The sequence below is a fragment of the Streptosporangium nanhuense genome (assembly GCF_059358815.1).
The window spans coordinates 233,163-252,498 of sequence record NZ_JCADBG010000003.1 but is presented as its reverse complement, the minus strand read 5'-3'; the positions used below and the strand labels follow the sequence as shown (position 1 = coordinate 252,498).

Genomic DNA, 19,336 nt, shown 5'->3' with positions numbered 1-19,336 from the left:
TCACCCGCGTGGGTCCTTAGGCGTCGAGGGCGCCGAGGGCGGCGCGCAGACGGTTCTCGTCGACGCGCCAGAAGTCGTGCTGCACCCCGTCGACGAGGGTGACCGGGATCATCTCCCAGTAGCGGGCCTGGTCCTCCTCGGAGGCCGTGATGTCGCGCTCCTCCCACGGGACGCCGAGGTCCGCGGCGACCCGCTCGATCACCGCCCGCGCGTCGTCGCACAGGTGGCAACCGGGTTTGCCGAGCAGGGTGATGCGATGGTCTCGCGGTGACATGACCGCCACGGTAGCCGAACCGCGGCGAGGGGTGGGGATCCTGTCCGGCGACCGCGAAGATCCAGTGACGGCGGGGTTCGTACCCGGCAAAAGTGCAGTTCAGTGGCCTGGTGAGGGGTCGGAAGGCGGACCGGAGGGGGGCACGGCCAAGATTGTGAACACTCACTTTGTGCATCGGTTCACAAAAGGACTAACCTGAATGACAGTGGTTTCACCTCGTCATCCGTCGCGTCCGGGCCGCGCCGGCCGCCTGTCCCCCTGGAGTTCCGGCACGTGATCCGCCGTCTGTCCCAAGCCCGCGAACGCGGCATTCCCGAGGCGACCGTCGCCCGGCTGCCGCTCTATCTGCGAGCGCTGAACGGCATGGCCGAGCGTGGCCTGGCGACCGTGAGCTCGGAGGACCTGGCCGTCGCGGCGGGCGTCAACTCGGCCAAGCTTCGCAAGGATCTCTCCCACCTGGGGTCGTACGGCACCCGCGGGGTCGGCTACGACGTCGAGTACCTCATCTACCAGATCTCCCGTGAGCTGGGTCTCACCCAGGACTGGGCCGTGGCCATCGTCGGAGTCGGTAACCTCGGGCGTGCGCTCGCCAACTACGGCGGGTTCGTCTCCCGCGGGTTCAGGGTCGCGGCGCTGCTCGACGCCGACCCCGAAGTGGTGGGCGACCACATCGCGGGATTGAATGTGGAGCACATCGACGAGCTGGAAGCCGTGATAAGGCGGCGGGGAGTGTCGATCGTGGTGCTCGCGACACCGGCCGTGGCGGCCCAGCAGGTGGCCGACCGGGTCGTCGCCGTGGGGGTCACCAGCATCCTGAACTTCGCCCCCGTCGTCCTTTCCGTGCCAGAAGGCGTCGATATCCGTAAAGTCGACCTATCAATTGAATTGCAGATCCTGGCGTTCCACGAGCAGCGCAAGGCGGATCGGATGACTGGGGGGCCCGCGATGGCCGAGGAGTGGCCCGAGGCGGTGGACTTGTGAAGAGGCGCGGCGCACGAGCCGGTGATCACGCTGACAGGCACGGCATCTCCCGACTTTCCCGGACGACCCCGACGAGCATGGCGATCACTATGACCATTGCCCGTATGAGGATGAATACGGAGACGGTGAGCACGAGCACGGCGAGCATGAGCAGGGTGACCAGTAGTGCGGCGAGCGCCGCGGCCCCGGCCGGCCATCTCCCCTCCCGAAGCCCCGGGGATTCCCGGAGCCTCGGGGATTCCCGAGGCTCCGGAGCCTCCGCGGGCGGCCGGAAGGCAGGAGAGGGCCGATGAGCGTTCTCGTCGTCGGCCTGAGCCACCGGACGGCACCGGTGGCCCTGCTGGAACGGGTCTCCGTCTCCGGTGACTCGCTGGTGAAGCTGCTCCAGGACGTCCAGCAGGACGTCCACGTCGCCGAGGCCATGATCGTCTCGACGTGCAACCGGGTCGAGATCTACGCCGAGGTCGACCGGTTCCACGCCGCGGTGACCTCGCTCTCCCGGCTGCTCAGCACCCATTCCGGCGTCTCCATGGAGCAGCTGGTCTCCCACCTCTACGTGCACTACGAGGACCGCGCCGTCGAACACCTGTTCTCGGTCGGCTCCGGCCTCGACTCGATGGTCGTGGGAGAGGGGCAGATCCTCGGCCAGGTGCGCTCGGCGCTCAGGCTCGCCCAGGAGGAGGGCACCCTCGGCCCGACGCTCAACGAGCTCGTCCAGCAGTCGCTGCGGGTGGGCAAGCGCTCGCACACCGAGACCGGCATCGACCGGGCGGGCGCCTCCCTCGTCGGCGTGGGGCTCACCCTCGCCGAGCGCGCCCTCGGCCCCCTCCAGGGGAAGCGGGCCCTGGTGGTGGGCGCGGGCTCGATGAGCGCCCTGTCGGCCGCGACCCTGCAGCGGGTGGGCGTCACCGACATCGTGGTGGTCAACCGGACCCACGACCGCGCCGTGCGGCTGGCGCAGACGGTCGGAGGCAGGGCCGCCGCGTTCGGCGACCTGGCGGCCGAGCTGGCGGAGGCCGACCTGGTCATCTCCTGCACCGGCGCCACCGACGTGGTCATCACGGCCGACATGGTGACCCCCCGCGAGACGTTCCTGCTGGACCTGGCCCTGCCGCACGACATCGACCCCGCCGTACGGCGGCTGCCCGGTGTGACGCTGGTCGACCTGGAGTCCATGCAGGAGGACGAGGCCGACGCCGGCACCGACGACGGCGGTCGCGCCGAGGCGGTCACCGCCGTGCGGGGCATCGTCGCCGAGGAGGTCACCGCCTACCTGTCGGCCGAGCGCGCCGCGCGCGTCACGCCGACCGTGGTGGCGCTGCGGAGCAAGGCGGCCCAGGTGGTCGAGGCGGAGCTCGTGCGGCTCGCCGCGCGGGTTCCCGATCTTGAGGGACGCGTCAGGGACGAGGTCGGCCACACCGTCAGGCGTGTGGTCGACAAGCTGCTCCACGAGCCCACCGTGCGCGTCAAGCAGCTGGCGGAGTCCCCGGCGGGTGATCATTACGCGGAAGCGCTGCGCGAGCTGTTCAATCTTGACCCGAAGGTGCCCGAAGCGGTGAGGCGCATCGAGACGATCGACGCCGAGCCGGGTAAGAACACCGAGCCGAGCAAGAAGGAGGCAGGCCTGTGAGCAGCGTTTCTCCTCCGCTCCGGCTGGGCACCAGGCGGAGCGTCATGGCGACGACGCAGTCGGGCCTGGTCGCCGCCCGCCTCACCGAGCTGACCGGTGCGGCCGTCGAGCTGGTCGGCGTCACCACCTTCGGGGACGTGACCAAGGCCGACCTCACGCAGCTCGGCGGTACGGGCGTCTTCGTCAGCGCGCTGCGCGACAAGCTGATCGCGGGCGAGATCGACCTCGCGGTGCACTCGCTGAAGGACCTGCCCACCACGCCCGACCCGCGCGTGGTCATCGCGGCGATCCCGCCGCGCGACGACCCCAGGGACGCGCTGGTGAGCGTCGCCAAGCTGGCCGACCTGCAGCCCGGCGCGAAGATCGGCACGGGGTCCCCGCGCCGGATCGCCCAGCTCAGGATGATCCGTCCTGATCTTGAATACGTGCCCATCCGCGGCAACGCGGACACCCGCATCGGCAAGGTGGCCTCCGGCCAGCTGCAGGGGGTCGTGCTCGCCGCCGCCGGGCTCGGCCGGCTGGGCCGCGACGCCGAGATCTCCCAGGTCTTCGAGGTCGAGGAGATGCTGCCCGCCCCCGGCCAGGGGGCGCTGGCCGTGGAGTGCCGTTCCGACCACTCCGACCTGATCGCCCTGCTGGGCGTGCTCGACGACGCGCGCACCCGCGCCGCGGTCACCGCCGAGCGCGCGGTGCTCAACGCCCTGGAGGCGGGGTGCGCCGCCCCGGTGGGCGCGTACTCGGCCGAGAACGGGTCCGATCTGATCCTTACCGCCGCTGTCGTCGCCGTCGACGGCAGGCGCGCGGTGCGCAAGTCCGCCGCCGGAAGCTCTTCCGCGCCCATGGATCTCGGCCGCGACCTCGCGGCCGAGATGATCGCGGAAGGGGCCGGCACGTTGATAGGGGAGCGAGCACATTGAGCTCCGGAAGTACCACCTTCGAGCGCCCGTCAGGGTTCGTCGCCTTCGTCGGCGCCGGCCCCGGTGACGCGGGCCTGCTCACGCTGCGCGGCGCCGACCTGCTTTCCAAGGCGGACGTCGTCATCCTCGACCGGGAGGCGTACGGCCCGCTGCTGCGCCACTGCCGCGAGGGCGTCGAGGTCGTCGACGTGGCCGAGGACGGCGCCGTCTCGCTGAAGGCGGTCAAGACCGCCAAGGGCGGCAGCGCCGTCGTGCGGCTGTGCGCCGGCGACCCGATGTTCTTCTCCTCGATCACCGAGGAGGTCGCGGCCTGCGCCAAGGCGGAGGTGGACTTCGAGGTCGTGCCCGGCGTGCCGCCGGCGACGGCGGTGCTCACCTACGCGGGGATCCCCGCCGCGGTGTCGGTGCCCGAGTTCCGGGTCGTGGACGCGACCCAGATCGACGACTGGTCGGCGTACGCCACCGGGGCGGGCACCCTGGTGATCTACAACGGCGTCGCCGAGGCCGTGCCCATCGGCAAGGCGCTGATCGCGGCGGGCCGTCCCGACTCGACGCCCGTGGCGGTCAGCAGCGCGGGCACCACCACCGAGCAGCACACCGTGGTGACCACGCTGGGCAGGCTCGCGCCCGATCTCAAGCACGCGGGGATGACCGAGCCCGCGCTGATCGTGGTCGGCGAGGCCGTCGGCATGCGCGACCGGCTGTCGTGGTTCGAGACCAAGCCGCTGTTCGGCTGGCGGGTGCTGGTGCCCAGGACCAAGGAGCAGTCGGCCGGCCTGGTCGAGCAGCTGCGCTCGTACGGCGCGGTGCCCGAGGAGGTCCCCACGATCTCCGTCGAGCCGCCGCGCACCCCGCAGCAGATGGACCGCGCCATCAAGGGCCTGGTCACCGGACGCTACGAGTGGGTGGCCTTCACCAGCGCGAACGCGGTCAAGGCCGTGCGCGAGAAGTTCGAGGAGTACGGCCTGGACGCCCGTGCGTTCGCCGGGCTCAAGGTCGCGGCCGTGGGGGACAGCACGGCGCGGGCGCTGGTGAGCTTCGGCGTCAAGCCCGACCTGATGCCGTCCGGCGAGCAGTCGTCGGAGGGCCTGCTGGCCGAGTGGCCCCCGTACGACTCGATGCTCGACCCGATCAACCGGGTGCTGCTGCCGCGCGCCGACATCGCGACCGAGACGCTCGTGGCCGGGCTGACCGAGCTGGGCTGGGAGTGCGACGACGTGACCGCCTACCGGACCGTCCGCGCCGCGCCGCCGCCCGCCCCGACCCGCGAGGCCATCAAGGGCGGCGGGTTCGACGCGGTCCTTTTCACCTCGTCGAGCACCGTCCGCAACCTGGTGGGCATCGCGGGCAAGCCGCACAACGTCACGGTCATCGCCGTGATCGGCCCGCAGACCGCCAAGACCGCCGAGGAGTTCGGGCTCCGCGTCGACGTGATGGCCGACAAACCCTCGGCTTCCGCTCTCGCGGCGGCGCTGGCGGAGTATGGTGCCAAGCAGCGGCAGGCGGCCGTGATGGCGGGGGACGCCCCCCGCAGGCCCTCGCAGACCCGGCGGGGAGCCCGGCGCCGCGCGAAGTAACCTTGAAAACGACGCCCGTCCGCGCACGGCGGGCGGGCAGGCCGCGTTCGACGGCCCCGGGCGAGCGCCACGGGGTGTGGTCGTCGTCGCGATGATCGGTACTGCGGTCGGCACCGCGTCACGCTGATCGGCACCACGCCGCGCCGAGCGGCGAGCCATAGAACACACGACCGAGCTCCTCCGGCCCGCAGTCCCCTACCGGCCGGGGAGAGGGGGAGAAGCATGACGGCCCAGTTCCCTGTCGCGCGCCCGCGCAGGCTCCGCCGTACGACACCGATGCGCCGGATGGTGGCCGGAACCCGGCTGCACCCGGCGGAGCTGGTGCTGCCGATGTTCGTGAAGGAGGGCATCACCGAGCCGAACCCGATCGGCTCGATGCCCGGGGTGTTCCAGCACACCCGCGACTCGCTGCGCAAGGCCGCCCACGAGGCCGCCGAGGCCGGGGTCGGCGGGCTGATCCTGTTCGGCGTCCCCGCGGTGAAGGACGCCCAGGGGTCGGCCGCCGACGACCCGGAGGGGATCGTCCAGCTCGCCGTCGCCGACCTGGTCGCCGACGTGGGCGACGCGCTGGTCGTGATGACCGACACCTGCCTGGACGAGTTCACCGACCACGGGCACTGCGGCATCCTGACCCCGGACGGGGAGGTCGACAACGACGCCACCCTGGAGCGCTACGCCGCCTCGGCGGTGGCCCAGGCGCGGGCCGGGTCGCAGGTCATCGCGCCGAGCGGCATGATGGACGGCCAGGTCGCGGCGATCAGGGCGGCCCTCGACGGCGACGGCTTCGAGCAGATCCCGATCCTCGCGTACTCGGCCAAGTACGCCTCGGCGTTCTACGGGCCGTTCCGCGAGGCGGCCGAGTGCGCCCCCCAGTTCGGCGACCGCAACGCCTACCAGCAGGACCCGGCGGGACCGGCCGGCGAGGCGCTGCGCGAGGTGCGGCTGGACCTCGACGAGGGCGCCGACGCCGTCATGGTCAAGCCCGCGCTGGCCTACCTCGACATCCTGCGCCAGGTGCGCGACGCCGTGGACGTCCCGGTGGCGGCGTACCAGGTCAGCGGTGAGTACGCCATGATCGAGGCCGCGGCGGCGAACGGCTGGATCGACCGGGACCGGGCGATCATGGAGTCGCTGGTCGCGATCCGCCGGGCGGGTGCCGACATGATCCTCACCTACTGGGCGATCGAGGTGGCCGCGAAACTGAGATGAGGCCGATCGGGGTGGCCGCGAAACCGAGATGAGACGGACGGCACGTGCCGAGAACTGGAGGTTCGTCGCTTGATGGAGAAGCGTGTGCGTTAGAGTGCGATAACCGGTGCGGATGTGTCCCAGGTGGCGTAGACCCTGGGTATTTGACGTTCTTCACTGACCAGAGTGGGACAGGTCGATCGCATCCGGATGGCACGCGGGGTGCGCGGACGACGGAGGACACAATGGTCGGGGTACCGATGGTTCGTCGAAGCAGACGACATGCTCATCCGAAGCAGATGATCAACTCTGTGCTGGAGTACGCCGCCCTGGGCTGGGCGAGCTGTCCCGGCGCGAGGCCGCTGAAGGGCGGTTCGCGATCCTGCTCCTGCGACCGGGTCGGCTGTCCCGACCCGGGGGCGCACCCGCTCTCCCGGGCCTGGCAGATGCAGGCCACCACCGACCCGACCCTGCTCACCAACTGGTGGCGGTACGAGCCGGAGGCGAACGTGGTCCTGCCCACGGGGCGGGTGTTCGACGTCTTCGACGTACCGCTCGCCGCGGGGCGCACCACCCTCGCGAACATGGACTCCGCCGGAGCAGCCTCGGGCCCGGTCGCCGTCAACGGCGACCGGGCCCTGTTCTTTGTGGCCACCAGGAACGCCTCCGACGACGAGGACGAGTGGTGGACCTGCGCCCTCGACTTCGGCCCGTCCACCATCGAGGAGATGCCCGGCCTGCGCTGGCACTGCCGCGACAGTTACGTTCTCGCCCCGCCCTCGCTGCTGCCGACCGGCGGGCCCGGCTCGTGGCTGCGCCCGCCCGACGGACGCCCGCTGCCCGACCCTCTGCGCATTCTCGACTGGCTCGCCGACACCTGCGAGTGAGCCGGTCGTCGGTCACCGGTGCGCGGGGGTTCCGCGCAGGCCGTCCTGAGGCGGGTGTCCCGTACCGGGAGTTCCGGTCAGGGAGGACAGGGGATGCCCGGACAGAACGGGCGGAGGCTCGTCCTGCGGTGGCTACCCTGTAGGGCGTGAGCCGTACTGATAACTCCGAGGCCCTGTTCGCCCGCGCACGTGAGATCGTCCCCGGGGGCGTCAACTCCCCGGTCCGAGCCTTCGGCGCCGTCGGCGGCACGCCGCGCTTCATGACCTCGGGGCAGGGCCCCTACATCACCGACGTCGACGGCAACCGCTACGTCGACCTGGTCTGCTCGTGGGGGCCGATGATCCTCGGCCACCGGCACCCCGCCGTGATCGAGGCCCTGCAGGAGGCGCTGCGCGACGGCACCTCGTTCGGTACGGCGACGCCCGGCGAGGTCGAGCTCGCCGAGGAGATCGTCGATCGGGTGGAGCCGGTGGAGAAGGTCCGCCTGGTCAGCTCCGGCACCGAGGCCACCATGTCCGCCGTGCGGCTGGCCCGGGGGTTCACCGGCCGGTCCAAGATCGTGAAGTTCGCGGGGTGCTACCACGGCCACGTCGACGCTCTGCTCGCCTCGGCCGGTTCCGGTGTGGTGACCTTCGGCCTGCCCGACACCCCCGGCGTGACCGGCGCCTCGGCCGCCGACACCGTGGTGCTGCCCTACAACTCGGTCGAGGCGGTCACGGAGGCCTTCCAGACCTTCGGCGCCGACATCGCGTGCGTGATCACCGAGGCGTGCCCGGCCAACATGGGCGTCGTCCCGCCGCTCGACGGGTTCAACGCCACCCTGCGCGAGCTGTGCACGGAGTACGGTGCGCTGCTGATCGTCGACGAGGTGCTCACCGGGTTCCGGGTGTCGGAGTCCGGCTGGTACGGGCTCGACCCGGTCGACGCCGACCTCATGACCTTCGGCAAGGTCATGGGCGGCGGGCTGCCCGCCGCCGCGTTCGGCGGGCGCGCGGACGTGATGGCCCACCTCGCGCCGGAGGGGCCGGTCTACCAGGCGGGCACCCTGTCGGGAAACCCGCTGGCCTGCGCGGCCGGTCTGGCCACCCTGCGCGCCTGTGACGAGGGGGTCTACGACCGGGTCGACGCCGCGGCGCTGGTCATCGGCCGCGCCGCCGCCGACGCCCTGGCCGCGGCCGGGGTGCCGCACCGCCTGCAGCGCGCCGGGAGCCTGTTCTCCATCTTCTTCACCGACGAGCGGGTCACCGACTTCGCCACCGCCCAGAAGCAGGACACCGTCGCCTACCGGGCGTTCTTCCACGCGATGCTCGACCAGGGCGTCTACCTGCCGCCGTCGGCGTACGAGGCGTGGTTCCTGTCCTCCGCCCACGACGACGAGGCCCTCTCCCGCATCGCCGACGCCCTTCCGGTCGCCGCGAAGGCCGCCGCTCAGGCTTCCGTTTAGTGCGGGTCTTCGTTGGTCGGCCTGGTCGGTAGGTGCTGATAGGGCCGGGTGGGTTCGTGCTTCGGGCGGCCGTCGTTTCTCGGCGGGTGTTCGCCGGCTGCCTGGCCGGGTGGGCGCTGGGGGTCGGGTGGGTTCGCGCTCCGGTGGGTGGGTGTTCCGGGCGGCCGTCGTCGGTGGCGGCTCTGGTGCGTCAGGCCTCCGGCCTGGCGGGCGCGCTGGTCGCGGATTTTTATAAGCCGCCCGGAACACCCACCCACCTCCGCACACGGCTGGTCTCGCCGTACGCCCCGCGGACCGTAGCCGCTTTGCGACGGGCCGCCCATCGGGCCCTTTGACGCTGAAGCAATCCGTACGAGGTCGTTCAGGGCCTGGCTCCGTAGCTGAAGCGCCGGTGCGGAAAGGAGCGCATGGGCGCTCGCCGGGGCTCGCTCGGCGTACGAGGCTCATGGGACGCCGCCGGTCGGCGGCTGGACCGCGTTTCTCCGCCGCGTCGAGGACGGCCTTTCACCGGGGCGGGTCGCCGAGGTGGTGATCGGGAAGGGCACCGGGACGGCTTGGTCTTTCTGTCGCGGTCCTCGGACTCGGGGGAGACCACCTCGACGGCGAGGTGCACCGCGCCGGGGGTGTAGAACGTCCGGTCGTCGTCATCGGCCGCCTTCACGTCTATGGCCATGATGTCGGGGCAAGGGCGCGTCCGGTGTCCGAGTTTGATGTCCATCCGGGTCACTACCGCGATGTGTCCGGGTGCCTGGATCTTCAGGCCGGTCGCCAGGCCGGTCAGGACGCGCTGGTGGAAACGTGTCTGGGGAGCGGCGAAGACGAGTGCTCCGTCGATCAGCTCGACGCGCTCGAAGAAGCCGGGTTCGCCGTCGGGGCCTTCGGAGAGGCGGTCGAGGTCGTCGGCGGTCCAGCCTGCCGGGGGTGGGGACGGCCAGTGGTCGAGGGCGGCATCCATGCCGGTCACCGTAGTTTCCGGCTCCGTTGCCCGTCGGGGGATTCATACTCTTTCCGCTTCAGGAGTCCTGTCGGTGAGGGCGGGCGTACGGGCGCGGGTTGTGGAGTAGAGGACGCCGGAGATGATCAGGGCGGCGGCGGCGAGTTCGGTGAGGGAGATCGACTCGCCGGTGAACAGGGCGGCGGAGGTCATGCCGAAGAGGGGGACGAGCAGGGCGGTCGGGGCGACCACCGAGGCGTCGTAGCGCTGGAGCAGGAAGCCCCAGATGGCGAAGCCGCCGAGGGTGGCGACCAGTGCCACGTAGATCACCGACAGGGTGCCCTCCACCGAGAACTCCAGCCGGGGAACCCCCTCCACCAGCAGGGCGAGGGCCGTCATGGGGATGGCCGCGACCCCGCAGATCCAGACCATGAAGCGGAACGAGTCGGGCGGCGCGGCGTTCCTGATCGCGATGTTGCCCGCGCTCCAGAAGAACGCCGCGCCGACGACCAGCAGGAACGCGCCGATGGGGCCGCCGGCGCCCAGGTCGGCGGCGATCAGCGCCAGACCGGCGAACGCGACGGCCATGCCGATGATCCGCCGCCGGGTGAGCCGCTCCCCCAGCAGGAGGACCGCCAGGACCGCGGTGAACACCGCCTGGACCTGGACGACGAGCGAGGTGAGCCCGGCGGGCATGCCCGCCCGCATGCCCATCAGCAGCAGGGTGTACTGGCCGATGCCGAGGGTGGCCCCGGCCACGAGCACCTTCCGCCAGGGCACTCCGGGGCCGCCGACGAGCAGTACGGCGGGGAAGGCGGCGAGCAGGAAGCGCAGCGCCACGTAGAACAGCGGGGGAAAGTGCCGGAGTCCCGCTTCCATGACCACGAAGTTGAAGCCCCACATGGCGGCGAGGCCGATGGCGAGGAGGAGATGCCGGGTACGCATGCAGCAATCGTCGTTTCCGATGATATTTCAGCACAAGTGAGACTTTCTGTCTCGTGCCGTTTAGGATTGCTTACATGTTGGATCTCAACCGGCTCAAGGCCCTGCACGCGGTCTCCGTCTACGGCTCCGTGGGCGCCGCGGCCGAGGCGCTCATGGTGACTCCCTCCGCGGTCTCCCAGCAGCTGGCCAAGCTGGAGCGGGAGACGGGCGCCACCCTGCTGGAGCGCAACGGGCGCGGGGTGCGGCTGACCGACGCGGCCGGGCTGCTCGCCGACCACGCCGGGCGCATCCTCGCGCTGGTCGAGACGGCGGAGGCCGACTTCGAGGCGCTGCGCGGTGAGGTCGTGGGGCGGCTGAGCATCGGCGCCTTCCCCACCGCGGCCCGGGGCCTGATGCCCGCCGCGCTCGTCCTGCTGCGAACCCGCCACCCCGACCTGCGCCTGCAGCTCATGGAACGCGAGCCGGAGCGGCAGATCCGAGAGGTGGCCAGGGGCGAGCTCGACCTCGCGGTGATCCAGGACTGGATGAACCGCCCGGTCGCGATCCCCGAGGGGCTGTCCAGGGCCACACTCTTCGACGACATCGCCGACGCGATCCTGCCCGGGTCCCACCCGCTGGCGGACCGTCCCGAGATCGAGCTCGCCGAGCTGTCCGGGGAGCAGTGGATCAGCTCCGCGCCCGGCACGGTCTGCCACGACTGGCTGGTCCACACACTGCGCTCGGCCGAGCTGGAGCCGGACATCACCTGCATGACGGACGAGTATCCGACCCAGATGGCCCTCGTCGCGGCGGAGCAGGGATGCGCGATCATCCCCCGGCTGGGCCGCGACTTCGTCCCGCAAGGGGTGCGGGTTGTTCCGATCCGGTCGCGCCCGACGCGCAGGATCTACGCGCTCTGGCGGAGCGACGCCGCCCGCCGCCCGGCCATCCGCGCCGCGGTCGAGGCGCTGAAGGCCGTCTCCGCCGACTTCCGCGGCCCCGTGTCCGAGCCGGTAAGGCCGGTGGTGGTCCCGGCGGCGGCTTCGACGACGGTCTCCCCGGTGGTCCCGAGCGGTCCCGGCGGTTCCGCGTGACGTCTCCGGCGGCTTCCGGTGCCCGGCGTCCCTAGCTGAGGGCGATCGTCACCACGCCGCCGACGATGACGCAGGCCGCCAGCAGCCGCCGGGTCAGGTCGCCCTCGGCCAGCAGCCTGCCGCCGAGCACCACCGCCACGAGCACGCTGACCTCCCGTACCGGAGCCACCGCGCTGATCGGCGAGAACGTGTACGCGGTCAGCGCCAGGATGTAGGAGAGGGGCATCAGCACCGCCGCGCCCAGCACCCGGGCCCGGTGCTCGTGCCAGACGGGCATGATCAGGCCCCTGCGGCGGGGGCCGAGCACCGGAGCGGTCATGACCAGGGCGCGGCCGAGGTCGCCGCCGTAGTTGAGCAGGATCGGCGCCACCGCGAAGGCGCTCACGACCTGCTTGTCCCAGACGGTGTACGCCGCGATGAACACCCCGGTGGCCAGCCCGAACCCGATCCCGCTCAGGTCCCGGCGGCTGGGCCGGCGCGCCGCGCCGAGCAGGAGGACGCCCACCCCGACCAGCAGGATCCCGGCGACGCCGACGGGTCCCGGCCGCTCGCCCAGGAACAGGACGGCGACCAGGCTGGCCAGCAGCGGGCCGGTGCCGCGGGCGATCGGGTAGACCATCGACAGGTCGCCGTGCCGGTAGCCGCGCTGCAGCAGCATGAAATAGCCCAGGTGCAGCGTGGTGCTCGCGGCGATCACCCCGAGGTCGGCCCAGGAGGGGCCGGTGCCGCCGAGGAGGAGATAGCCCGCCGCGACCGGGGTCCAGACCAGCGTGGAGGCGGCGGCCACCATCCAGACGAAGACGACGCCGTCGGCCTGGGCCGCCTGCTTGCTCATCAGGTTCCAGCAGGCGTGGGCGACGGCGGAGGAGAGGACGAGGGCGAGCGCGAGGGGGCTCACGGAGGCGACCCTATGAGGAGAGGACGAGAGTGAGCGCGAGGGGGCTCACGCGGGTGACCCTATCCTGTCCCATCTCGTCCCATCGGGCCCGAGTGGCCCACCTGCCCGGCCACCAACCCGTACCTGTCGGTAGGCTGGCGGCACCATGGCTGAGACCACCGTCGTTCACCTCCTGCGCCACGGTGAGGTGCACAATCCCGCTAACGTCCTGTACGGCAGGCTCCCTGACTACCACCTCTCCGACAACGGCCGCCAGATGGCCGAGACGGTGGCGAAGACGGTCGCCGGACGTGACGTCACCGCGCTGTTCTCCTCGCCGCTGGAGCGTGCCCAGGAGACGGCGGCCCCGTTCGCCGAGACCTTCCACCTGGAGGTCACGATCGACGAACGGCTCATCGAGGCCGAGAACATCTTCGAGGGCCTCTCCCTCGGCAGGGGCGACGGCCTCTTCCGCAACCCGCGCTTCTACCGCTACCTGTGGAACCCGCTCCGTCCCTCCTGGGGGGAGCGCTACACCCACCTGGTCAGCCGGATGAGGGCCGCGATCGACGCCGCCCGCGACGCGGCGCGCGGCCATGAGGCGATCATGGTCAGTCACCAGCTCCCGATCTGGACCATCAGGCTCGCCGCCGAGGGCAGGCGCCTGCCGCACGACCCTCGCCGCAGGCAGTGCGGCCTCGCCAGCCTCACGAGTTTCTCCTTCGAGGGAAACCGCCTGATCAGCGTCGGATACAGCGAACCCGCCGCCGCGCTCGTCAAACGCCCCACTGTGCCGGGCGCCTGACCCCGCCGGTACAGTGATTGCTCTACCGGTTGTAGTACAGGGAGCCTCCGTCACCCATGCGCGCACAATCCTTCGCCGCCGCCGCGCTGCTGATCGCCGTGGCCGGATGCGCCGGAAACCAGGGATCGCAGCCGCAGACCGGCGACACCCGCTTCGTGGCGGGCGACGGCAAGATCACCCTTTTCCAGGCCGCTGACCGCAAGATCGCCCCGCCCGTGGAGGGAGAGACCCTCGACGGGGGCACCGCGACCCTCGCGGCGCACAAGGGCAAGATCGTGGTGCTCAACTTCTGGGCCTCCTGGTGCGCGCCCTGCCGGGCCGAGGCACCGGTGCTCAAGGACATCTCCGCCAAGACGAAGGCCGAAGGCGTGGAGTTCCTCGGCATCGACTTCAAGGACCGCAAGGCCGACGCGCTCGCCTTCGAACGCAGCCACCAGTCCGGTTACCCGAGCATCTTCGACCAGCCGGGCAAGGTCGCGCTCTCCTTCCAGGGCACGGTCCCGCCCGCCGCCATCCCCTCCACCCTGATCATCGACCGCCAGGGCCGGATCGCCGCCAGGGCCCTCGGCGCGGTCAAGTACAACGACCTCCTCGCCGCCGTGACCAAGGTCCGCGATGAGAGGTAACGGCTCCGGGCGACGGCCGGGCCCGCGATGAGCGCCGACCTGGTGGGCACCGTCGCGAGCGGCTCCCTGGCGCTGGCACTGCCGATCGCGGTCGCGGCCGGGCTGGTGTCGTTCCTGTCGCCGTGCGTGCTGCCGCTGGTCCCCGGCTACCTGTCGTACGTGACCGGCATGAGCGCCGACCCCCGGCGGGGGCGCATGGTCGCGGGCATCGTGCTGTTCGTCCTGGGCTTCTCCTTCGTGTTCGTGGCCGGGGGAGCGCTCTTCGGCGGCCTCGGCCAGGCCCTGTTCCACAACGCCGGGATCATCACGCGGGTGCTGGGCGCCCTCACGATCGTGCTCGGCCTGGCCTTCATGGGGATCATTCCCGGGCTGCAGCGTGAGTTCCGCATCCACCGGCTCCCGGCGGCGGGCCTGGCCGGGGCGCCCCTGCTCGGCCTGGTGTTCGGCCTGGGCTGGACCCCCTGCATCGGCCCCACCCTCGGGGTCGTGCTCACCCTCGGCCTCAACGAGGGCAGCGCCGGTCGCGGCGCGATCCTCGCCTTCGCGTACGCGCTCGGCCTCGGCCTGCCGTTCGTGGCGGCCGGGCTGGCGTACAGCAGGGCGCTGAGGACGTTCAAGGCGGTGCGCCGGCACTCGCAGCTGATCACGCGGGCGGGTGGCGTCATGCTCGTCGTCGTCGGCGTGCTGCTCGTCACCGGGCTGTGGGAGCAGCTCGTCGCGACGACCCAGGGCTGGGTCGGCGGATTCGAGCCGGTGATCTGATGGTGTCCGTCGACCCGGGGACGGGGGAGCGAGTGGTGAGCGAGGCGCGGCGGCCCACGGGCTTCGGGGTCGTGGGGTGGGCGCGCTGGTTCTGGCGGACGCTCACCTCGATGCGGACCGCGCTGATCCTGCTGTTCCTGTTCGCCCTGGGCTCCATCCCCGGCTCGATCTGGCCGCAGCGCGGGGTCTCCGACGCCAAGGTCTTCCAGTACTTCGACGACAGCCCTCAGCTGGCCGAGTGGCTGGACAGGTTCTGGCTGTTCGACGTGTTCAGGGCGCCCTGGTTCGCCGCGATCTACCTCCTGCTGTTCGTGTCGCTGATCGGCTGCGTGATCCCCCGCACCGCGACCCACCTGCGGGAGCTGCGCAGGAAGCCGCCCGCGGCGCCGCGCAACCTGGGCAGGCTGCCGCAGTACGCCTCCTTCGAGGCCGACCTCACCGTCGAGGAGGCGGCCAGGAGGCTGCGCGCCAGGCGGTTCCGGGTGACCACGGGGCCCGGCTGGGTCGCCGGGGAGAAGGGCTACCTGCGCGAGACCGGCAACCTGCTGTTCCACGTGGCCCTGCTCGGCCTGCTGGTCGCGGTCGGGGCCGGGGCGCTGTACGGCTACCGGGGCAACGTGCTGGTCGTGGAGGGCGAGGGCTTCGCCAACACGGTCGCCGCCTACGACCGCTACATGCCCGGCCCCCAGGTGAACGCCGAGTCGCTGGAGCCGTTCTCCTTCACCGTCGACGACTTCCAGGCGACCTACATCGCCAAGGGCGAGAAGGCCGGGCAGGCCCTCGACTACGAGGCCAGGCTCAAGGTCGAGGACGCCCCCGGCGCCGCCCCGCGCGACTACGTCCTGAAGGTCAACGAGCCGCTGGACGTCAACGGCACGCTGAGCTACCTGATCGACCACGGCTACGCGCCGACCTTCAGGATCACCGACGGCAAGGGCCAGGTCGCCTTCGAGGGGCCGGTGCCCTGCCTGGTCGTGCAGCCCGCCACCTTCACCTCCGAGTGCGTGATCAAGGTTCCGGACGCGCAGCCCGAGCAGCTCGGCATCCTCGTCGGCTTCCTGCCGACGACCGTCCCGATGGGCGCCGAGTGGGTCTCGGTCTTCCCCGGCGCCGCCAACCCCACCGCCCAGGTGTACGGCGCCTTCGCCGGTGACCTGGGCCTCCGGACCGGCCGGCCGCAGTCGGTCTACGAGCTCGACCCGGCGAGCCTGAAGAAGATGAAGCCGCTGGTCATGAAGGCCGACCCGCTGGCGGTCGGCAAGAAACTCACCCTCCCGAACGGCGCCGGCTCGATCGAGTTCACCGGCGTCAGGGAGTGGATCGCCCTGCAGATCACCCACGACCCGGGCCGGATGCCCGCCCTCGTGGCCTCGGTCCTCGCCGTCGTCGGGCTCGTCCTGACCCTGACCGTCCGCCGCCGCAGGGTGTGGGTGCGGATCCACGAGGACCGCGAGGTCGAGGCGGGTGGTCTCACGCGCACCGAGGGCGGCGATTTCAGCGAGGAGTTCGCCGAGATCGTCTCCGCCTTGAACCCAGGGGTTTCGAACCCGGGAGTTCCCGATTCAGGAGTGAAGGATGTCCGCTGAGGTCGACGCCGGCCTCGCCACGTTGAGCGACCAGCTCATCCTGGCGACGGTTCTGCTCTACGTCTCCGCAATGATCGCTTACGCCCTCGACCTGGCCTTCGGACGGTCCGCCGCGGCTTCGGCCCGCGCGAAACAGCCCGTTCCGGTCACCGTCGGCGGGGGCGCCGGCCCCGCCCCCGCCGAGGGGGCCCCCGCGGAGAAGGCGCCGCCCGCCTGGGCGGTGTGGGCCGGGCCGGTGGCCGTCGGGCTGAGCTGGCTCGGCTGGGCCACCAACCTCGCCTCCCTCCTGACCCGCGGCCTGGCCGTGGACCGGTGGCCGTGGGGCAACATGTACGAGTTCGTGGTCGCGATGTGCTTCGCGGCGGTGAGCGCGTTCCTGTTCATGCAGCTTCGCTACCCGGTCCGCTTCCTGGGCGCCTTCGTCACGGTCGCCGCCGCGCTGGGCCTCGGTTTCGCCGTGCGGTACCTGCACGTGCAGGCCGGTCCCGTGGTGCCCGCGCTGAACTCGTACTGGGTGGCGATCCACGTGTCCGCGGCGATCGTCGCCAGCGGACTGTTCATCGTCGCCGGGGTCTCCGGCATCCTCTACCTGGTCAGGAAGGACACCGCGGTCCGGCTGCCGTCCCGGCAGGACCTGGAGCGGGTCGCGCACCGGGCCATCGTGATCGGCTTCCCGATCTGGACCTTCGCCGTCATCGCCGGTGCGCTCTGGGCCGACAAGGCGTGGGGCCGCTACTGGGGCTGGGACCCCAAGGAGATCTGGGCGTTCATCACCTGGATCGCCTACGCGGCCTACCTGCACGCCAGGGCCACCGCGGGCTGGAAGGGAAAGGCCGCCATGATCGTGCAGCTCGTCGCCTTCGCCTGCCTGCTGTTCAACCTGGTCGGGGTGAACATTTTCCTCGGGGGCCTGCACTCCTACGCCGAGGTTCCCTGATTCTCGGCATCGAGAATCATCTCGATGCCGAGATTTCCTCGGGCCGAATTTTCACATCGGAATTTTCGCCGAATTTCCCAACCGGGATCCCGCTGATTTCCACGCCGGATTCCCGGTGAGTTTCCGCGCCGGAATTCCCGGTGGGCCGTGCGGCCGCACCGGCCGGTCGATCGTCGGGAGTCGGGAGCCGGGAGAGGTCAGTCGTCGTCGCGCAGGCGACGGTCGAGATCCTTGAGGAAATCGGGGTCGTCGTCGGGGCCCTTGGGAGCCTCGGGGCGCGGCGGCCTTTCATTGGCCTGGAGCGGGCGGGGCGCCCTGGGGCCGGTCGGCCGTCCGAGCAGCAACCAGAAGGCCCCCCCGGCGATCGGCATCAGCACCACGATGAGCGCCCAGAGGAGCTTGGGAAGGTTCCTGGTCTCCTCGTCCGGCGTGGTGATGACGTCGAACAGGCAGTAGAGCCAGAAGGCGAGTATCGCCAGACCGACAAGCAGGGGCATGCCCGAACTGTAAGCCATCGTGAGACCTGCTGCGGTCCGGCTCCGTGTTACGGATGACTGGCAGGGGTCGCACCCCGTACCGTGGACCCGTTGCCACTTCCCCAGGGGGTGTGATGGCACATTCGGGCGACAAGGGCCGCCATCGACGGCGGTGGTGGCAGCGAGGTCCGGCCGCGCGTGCGGAGAGTGCCCTGCGGGAGGCTCCGCGTGAGGTCCCCCGCGAGGCCGAGCGCCGGGTCGGGACGGTCACGGCCCCGGTGGCCGACCGGCCGCAGTACACCTGGAAGGACTTCGAGCTCGACGACGAGAGTCCCCGGGCCCAGCCCAACTCCCCCGACACCCCCGGCCTGGGCGACGGCCTGCGCCACTGCGGGCGCCTGGAGCGCATCCTGCACCGCCAGTGGGACTCACGGCGGGAGACACCGTCCCCCGAGGTCGTACGGGCGGTGGAGAGCCTGGCGAGGCTGCCCGACGTGCTGAAGGGCAAGCTGGCCGACGGCCTCGACGGCATCTACGTCGGCGAGGGCGGGGTGCCCGACCTCGACGACATGGGCTACCTGCGCGGCGCGCCGCTCCCCTCGGGCCGGGCGACGTGGGACGTGTGCGCGGGGGCGTACGGCGACCGCAAGATCGTGGTGGGAGACCGGCCCTCGCCCACCCCCGACGTGATGATGCACGAGGTCGGGCACGCCCTGGACGACGTGGACGCCCCCCACGGCGACTGGGTCTCCGACTCCCCGGAGTTCGCCGCCCTCTACGCCCAGTGCGTTCCCGCGCTGGCCTCGGGGTTCCATCTCCAGTCGGGCGACCTGGGCCGCAAGGAGTTCTTCGCCGACGCCTTCGCCGCGATCGTCTCCCGGCAGCGCCCCGCGCTGGTCGACATGCTGGGCGGCGACACGCGGATGGCGCTCAACGTCATGTTGTTCTTCAACCGGCGCTACGGAATCTAGGTGATCTGGGATGTACGTCATCAGACTCGCTGACGGGACCCTGCGCGTGCCGCAGACCCTGGCCAGCGAGGACGGGCGTCTGATCGGCAACGCCTACGTGGAGGTCTCTCCGGGAGATCCCGACTACGACCGCTGGCTGGCCGAGTCGCTCACCGAGGAGGAGTGGGCCGAACGGCGGCGGCGGTGGCTGGAGGAGAACGACGAGCTGGAGCGGGAGTTCCTGGCCTTCAAGGCCGAGCAGGAGACCTAGGGGCGCCTGAGGAGCCCTCTGGGGGCCGGGCGGAGGACCGGGGCCGGCTTCCGGGGCCGGGCGGGAGATCGTCGCCGGGAGGCGGGGAGGCCGTCGCCGGAGGATCGGGGGCCGGAGCGCGACGGCTCCGGGCGCGGAACGCGGTGACGGGGGAGGTCACCGTCCGTGTCGTGTCCTACTTCACATGACTCCACG

General features: G+C 71.3%; 20 protein-coding genes. 15 read left to right on the top strand and 5 right to left on the bottom strand.

Translation table 11 applies throughout. The features are described 5' to 3' along the window. Positions 1-16 precede the first annotated feature (16 nt). Entirely contained in the window at positions 17-274 is a 258-nt protein-coding gene (locus AC5L38_RS09010) for a glutaredoxin family protein (protein ID WP_495242288.1), read from the bottom strand. A gap of 273 nt (positions 275-547) precedes the next feature. Between AC5L38_RS09010 and AC5L38_RS09005 the strand changes: the two genes are divergently transcribed. The 7 genes from AC5L38_RS09005 to hemL all read left to right on the top strand — a co-directional run bounded on the left by AC5L38_RS09005 (position 548) and on the right by hemL (position 8,899). Next, complete coding sequence (locus AC5L38_RS09005; RefSeq protein WP_329089022.1) at positions 548-1,255, top strand: redox-sensing transcriptional repressor Rex; 708 nt, start codon at positions 548-550, stop codon at positions 1,253-1,255. A gap of 289 nt (positions 1,256-1,544) precedes the next feature. Then, on the top strand, positions 1,545-2,885 hold the full coding sequence (locus AC5L38_RS09000) for a glutamyl-tRNA reductase (protein WP_495242287.1): 1,341 nt from the start codon (positions 1,545-1,547) through the stop codon (positions 2,883-2,885). Next, positions 2,882-3,802: a hydroxymethylbilane synthase gene (hemC, locus tag AC5L38_RS08995; RefSeq protein WP_495242286.1), complete on the top strand. Its 921-nt coding sequence runs from the start codon at positions 2,882-2,884 to the stop codon at positions 3,800-3,802. The genes AC5L38_RS09000 and hemC overlap by 4 nt, the downstream gene beginning before the upstream one ends. Next, positions 3,799-5,379: a bifunctional uroporphyrinogen-III C-methyltransferase/uroporphyrinogen-III synthase gene (locus AC5L38_RS08990; RefSeq protein ID WP_495242285.1), complete on the top strand. Its 1,581-nt coding sequence runs from the start codon at positions 3,799-3,801 to the stop codon at positions 5,377-5,379. Before hemC ends, AC5L38_RS08990 begins: the two co-directional genes overlap by 4 nt. Positions 5,380-5,601: 222 nt before the next feature. Then, entirely contained in the window at positions 5,602-6,588 is a 987-nt protein-coding gene (gene hemB / locus AC5L38_RS08985) for a porphobilinogen synthase (RefSeq protein ID WP_495242284.1), read from the top strand. 224 nt (positions 6,589-6,812) lie between these two features. Further along, positions 6,813-7,454, top strand: coding sequence for a bifunctional DNA primase/polymerase (locus AC5L38_RS08980; protein WP_495242283.1), 642 nt, complete (start codon positions 6,813-6,815; stop codon positions 7,452-7,454). Between the two features lie 146 nt (positions 7,455-7,600). Next, a complete protein-coding gene (gene hemL / locus AC5L38_RS08975; RefSeq protein WP_495242282.1) occupies positions 7,601-8,899 on the top strand; it encodes a glutamate-1-semialdehyde 2,1-aminomutase in 1,299 nt (432 codons plus the stop codon). Between the two features lie 361 nt (positions 8,900-9,260). On the opposite strand, the gene AC5L38_RS08970 is transcribed toward hemL, so the two are convergent. Beyond that, complete coding sequence (locus AC5L38_RS08970; RefSeq protein WP_495242281.1) at positions 9,261-9,854, bottom strand: Uma2 family endonuclease; 594 nt, start codon at positions 9,852-9,854, stop codon at positions 9,261-9,263. Between the two features lie 42 nt (positions 9,855-9,896). Continuing rightward, entirely contained in the window at positions 9,897-10,778 is an 882-nt protein-coding gene (locus AC5L38_RS08965; protein WP_495242280.1) for an EamA family transporter, read from the bottom strand. Positions 10,779-10,852: 74 nt separating this feature from the next. Here AC5L38_RS08965 and AC5L38_RS08960 point away from each other — a divergent pair, with 74 nt between their 5' ends. Further along, a complete protein-coding gene (locus AC5L38_RS08960) occupies positions 10,853-11,851 on the top strand; it encodes a LysR family transcriptional regulator (protein WP_495242279.1) in 999 nt (332 codons plus the stop codon). A 31-nt stretch (positions 11,852-11,882) separates the two neighbouring features. On the opposite strand, the gene AC5L38_RS08955 is transcribed toward AC5L38_RS08960, so the two are convergent. Further along, on the bottom strand, positions 11,883-12,749 hold the full coding sequence (locus tag AC5L38_RS08955; protein WP_495242278.1) for an EamA family transporter: 867 nt from the start codon (positions 12,747-12,749) through the stop codon (positions 11,883-11,885). A gap of 145 nt (positions 12,750-12,894) precedes the next feature. Here AC5L38_RS08955 and AC5L38_RS08950 point away from each other — a divergent pair, with 145 nt between their 5' ends. Genes AC5L38_RS08950 through ccsA form a run of 5 tightly spaced genes read left to right on the top strand, consistent with a single transcriptional unit; the run spans position 12,895 to position 17,444 of the window. Then, positions 12,895-13,533, top strand: a complete 639-nt coding sequence (locus tag AC5L38_RS08950; RefSeq protein ID WP_495242277.1) for a histidine phosphatase family protein — start codon at positions 12,895-12,897, stop codon at positions 13,531-13,533. A 56-nt stretch (positions 13,534-13,589) separates the two neighbouring features. After that, positions 13,590-14,159, top strand: coding sequence for a TlpA family protein disulfide reductase (locus tag AC5L38_RS08945; protein ID WP_495242276.1), 570 nt, complete (start codon positions 13,590-13,592; stop codon positions 14,157-14,159). Positions 14,160-14,186: 27 nt separating this feature from the next. After that, a complete protein-coding gene (locus AC5L38_RS08940) occupies positions 14,187-14,921 on the top strand; it encodes a cytochrome c biogenesis CcdA family protein (RefSeq protein ID WP_495242275.1) in 735 nt (244 codons plus the stop codon). After that, positions 14,921-16,507: a cytochrome c biogenesis protein ResB gene (gene resB / locus AC5L38_RS08935; protein ID WP_495242274.1), complete on the top strand. Its 1,587-nt coding sequence runs from the start codon at positions 14,921-14,923 to the stop codon at positions 16,505-16,507. Before AC5L38_RS08940 ends, resB begins: the two co-directional genes overlap by 1 nt. Then, positions 16,497-17,444, top strand: a complete 948-nt coding sequence (ccsA, locus tag AC5L38_RS08930) for a cytochrome c biogenesis protein CcsA (protein WP_495242273.1) — start codon at positions 16,497-16,499, stop codon at positions 17,442-17,444. Before resB ends, ccsA begins: the two co-directional genes overlap by 11 nt. Before the next feature lie 197 nt (positions 17,445-17,641). On the opposite strand, the gene AC5L38_RS08925 is transcribed toward ccsA, so the two are convergent. Further along, complete coding sequence (locus AC5L38_RS08925; RefSeq protein ID WP_495242272.1) at positions 17,642-17,941, bottom strand: PLD nuclease N-terminal domain-containing protein; 300 nt, start codon at positions 17,939-17,941, stop codon at positions 17,642-17,644. A 113-nt stretch (positions 17,942-18,054) separates the two neighbouring features. On the opposite strand from AC5L38_RS08925, the gene AC5L38_RS08920 reads away from it, so the two are divergent. Next, entirely contained in the window at positions 18,055-18,891 is an 837-nt protein-coding gene (locus tag AC5L38_RS08920; protein WP_495242271.1) for a hypothetical protein, read from the top strand. Between the two features lie 10 nt (positions 18,892-18,901). Further along, the gene (locus AC5L38_RS08915) at positions 18,902-19,141 is read left to right on the top strand and encodes a hypothetical protein (RefSeq protein WP_389919314.1); all 240 of its coding nucleotides are present in this window, start codon (positions 18,902-18,904) and stop codon (positions 19,139-19,141) included. Positions 19,142-19,336: the final 195 nt, after the last annotated feature.

Coding starts and splice junctions, on each gene's coding strand:
- AC5L38_RS09010 (WP_495242288.1), bottom strand. CDS start 274: ATGTCACCGCGAGACCATCGCATCACCCTGCTCGGCAAACCCGGTTGC.
- AC5L38_RS09000 (WP_495242287.1), top strand. CDS start 1,545: ATGAGCGTTCTCGTCGTCGGCCTGAGCCACCGGACGGCACCGGTGGCC.
- hemB (WP_495242284.1), top strand. CDS start 5,602: ATGACGGCCCAGTTCCCTGTCGCGCGCCCGCGCAGGCTCCGCCGTACG.
- AC5L38_RS08980 (WP_495242283.1), top strand. CDS start 6,813: ATGGTCGGGGTACCGATGGTTCGTCGAAGCAGACGACATGCTCATCCG.
- AC5L38_RS08970 (WP_495242281.1), bottom strand. CDS start 9,854: ATGGATGCCGCCCTCGACCACTGGCCGTCCCCACCCCCGGCAGGCTGG.
- AC5L38_RS08965 (WP_495242280.1), bottom strand. CDS start 10,778: ATGCGTACCCGGCATCTCCTCCTCGCCATCGGCCTCGCCGCCATGTGG.
- AC5L38_RS08960 (WP_495242279.1), top strand. CDS start 10,853: ATGTTGGATCTCAACCGGCTCAAGGCCCTGCACGCGGTCTCCGTCTAC.
- AC5L38_RS08950 (WP_495242277.1), top strand. CDS start 12,895: ATGGCTGAGACCACCGTCGTTCACCTCCTGCGCCACGGTGAGGTGCAC.
- AC5L38_RS08945 (WP_495242276.1), top strand. CDS start 13,590: ATGCGCGCACAATCCTTCGCCGCCGCCGCGCTGCTGATCGCCGTGGCC.
- AC5L38_RS08940 (WP_495242275.1), top strand. CDS start 14,187: ATGAGCGCCGACCTGGTGGGCACCGTCGCGAGCGGCTCCCTGGCGCTG.
- resB (WP_495242274.1), top strand. CDS start 14,921: ATGGTGTCCGTCGACCCGGGGACGGGGGAGCGAGTGGTGAGCGAGGCG.
- ccsA (WP_495242273.1), top strand. CDS start 16,497: ATGTCCGCTGAGGTCGACGCCGGCCTCGCCACGTTGAGCGACCAGCTC.
- AC5L38_RS08925 (WP_495242272.1), bottom strand. CDS start 17,941: ATGCCCCTGCTTGTCGGTCTGGCGATACTCGCCTTCTGGCTCTACTGC.
- AC5L38_RS08920 (WP_495242271.1), top strand. CDS start 18,055: ATGGCACATTCGGGCGACAAGGGCCGCCATCGACGGCGGTGGTGGCAG.
- AC5L38_RS08915 (WP_389919314.1), top strand. CDS start 18,902: ATGTACGTCATCAGACTCGCTGACGGGACCCTGCGCGTGCCGCAGACC.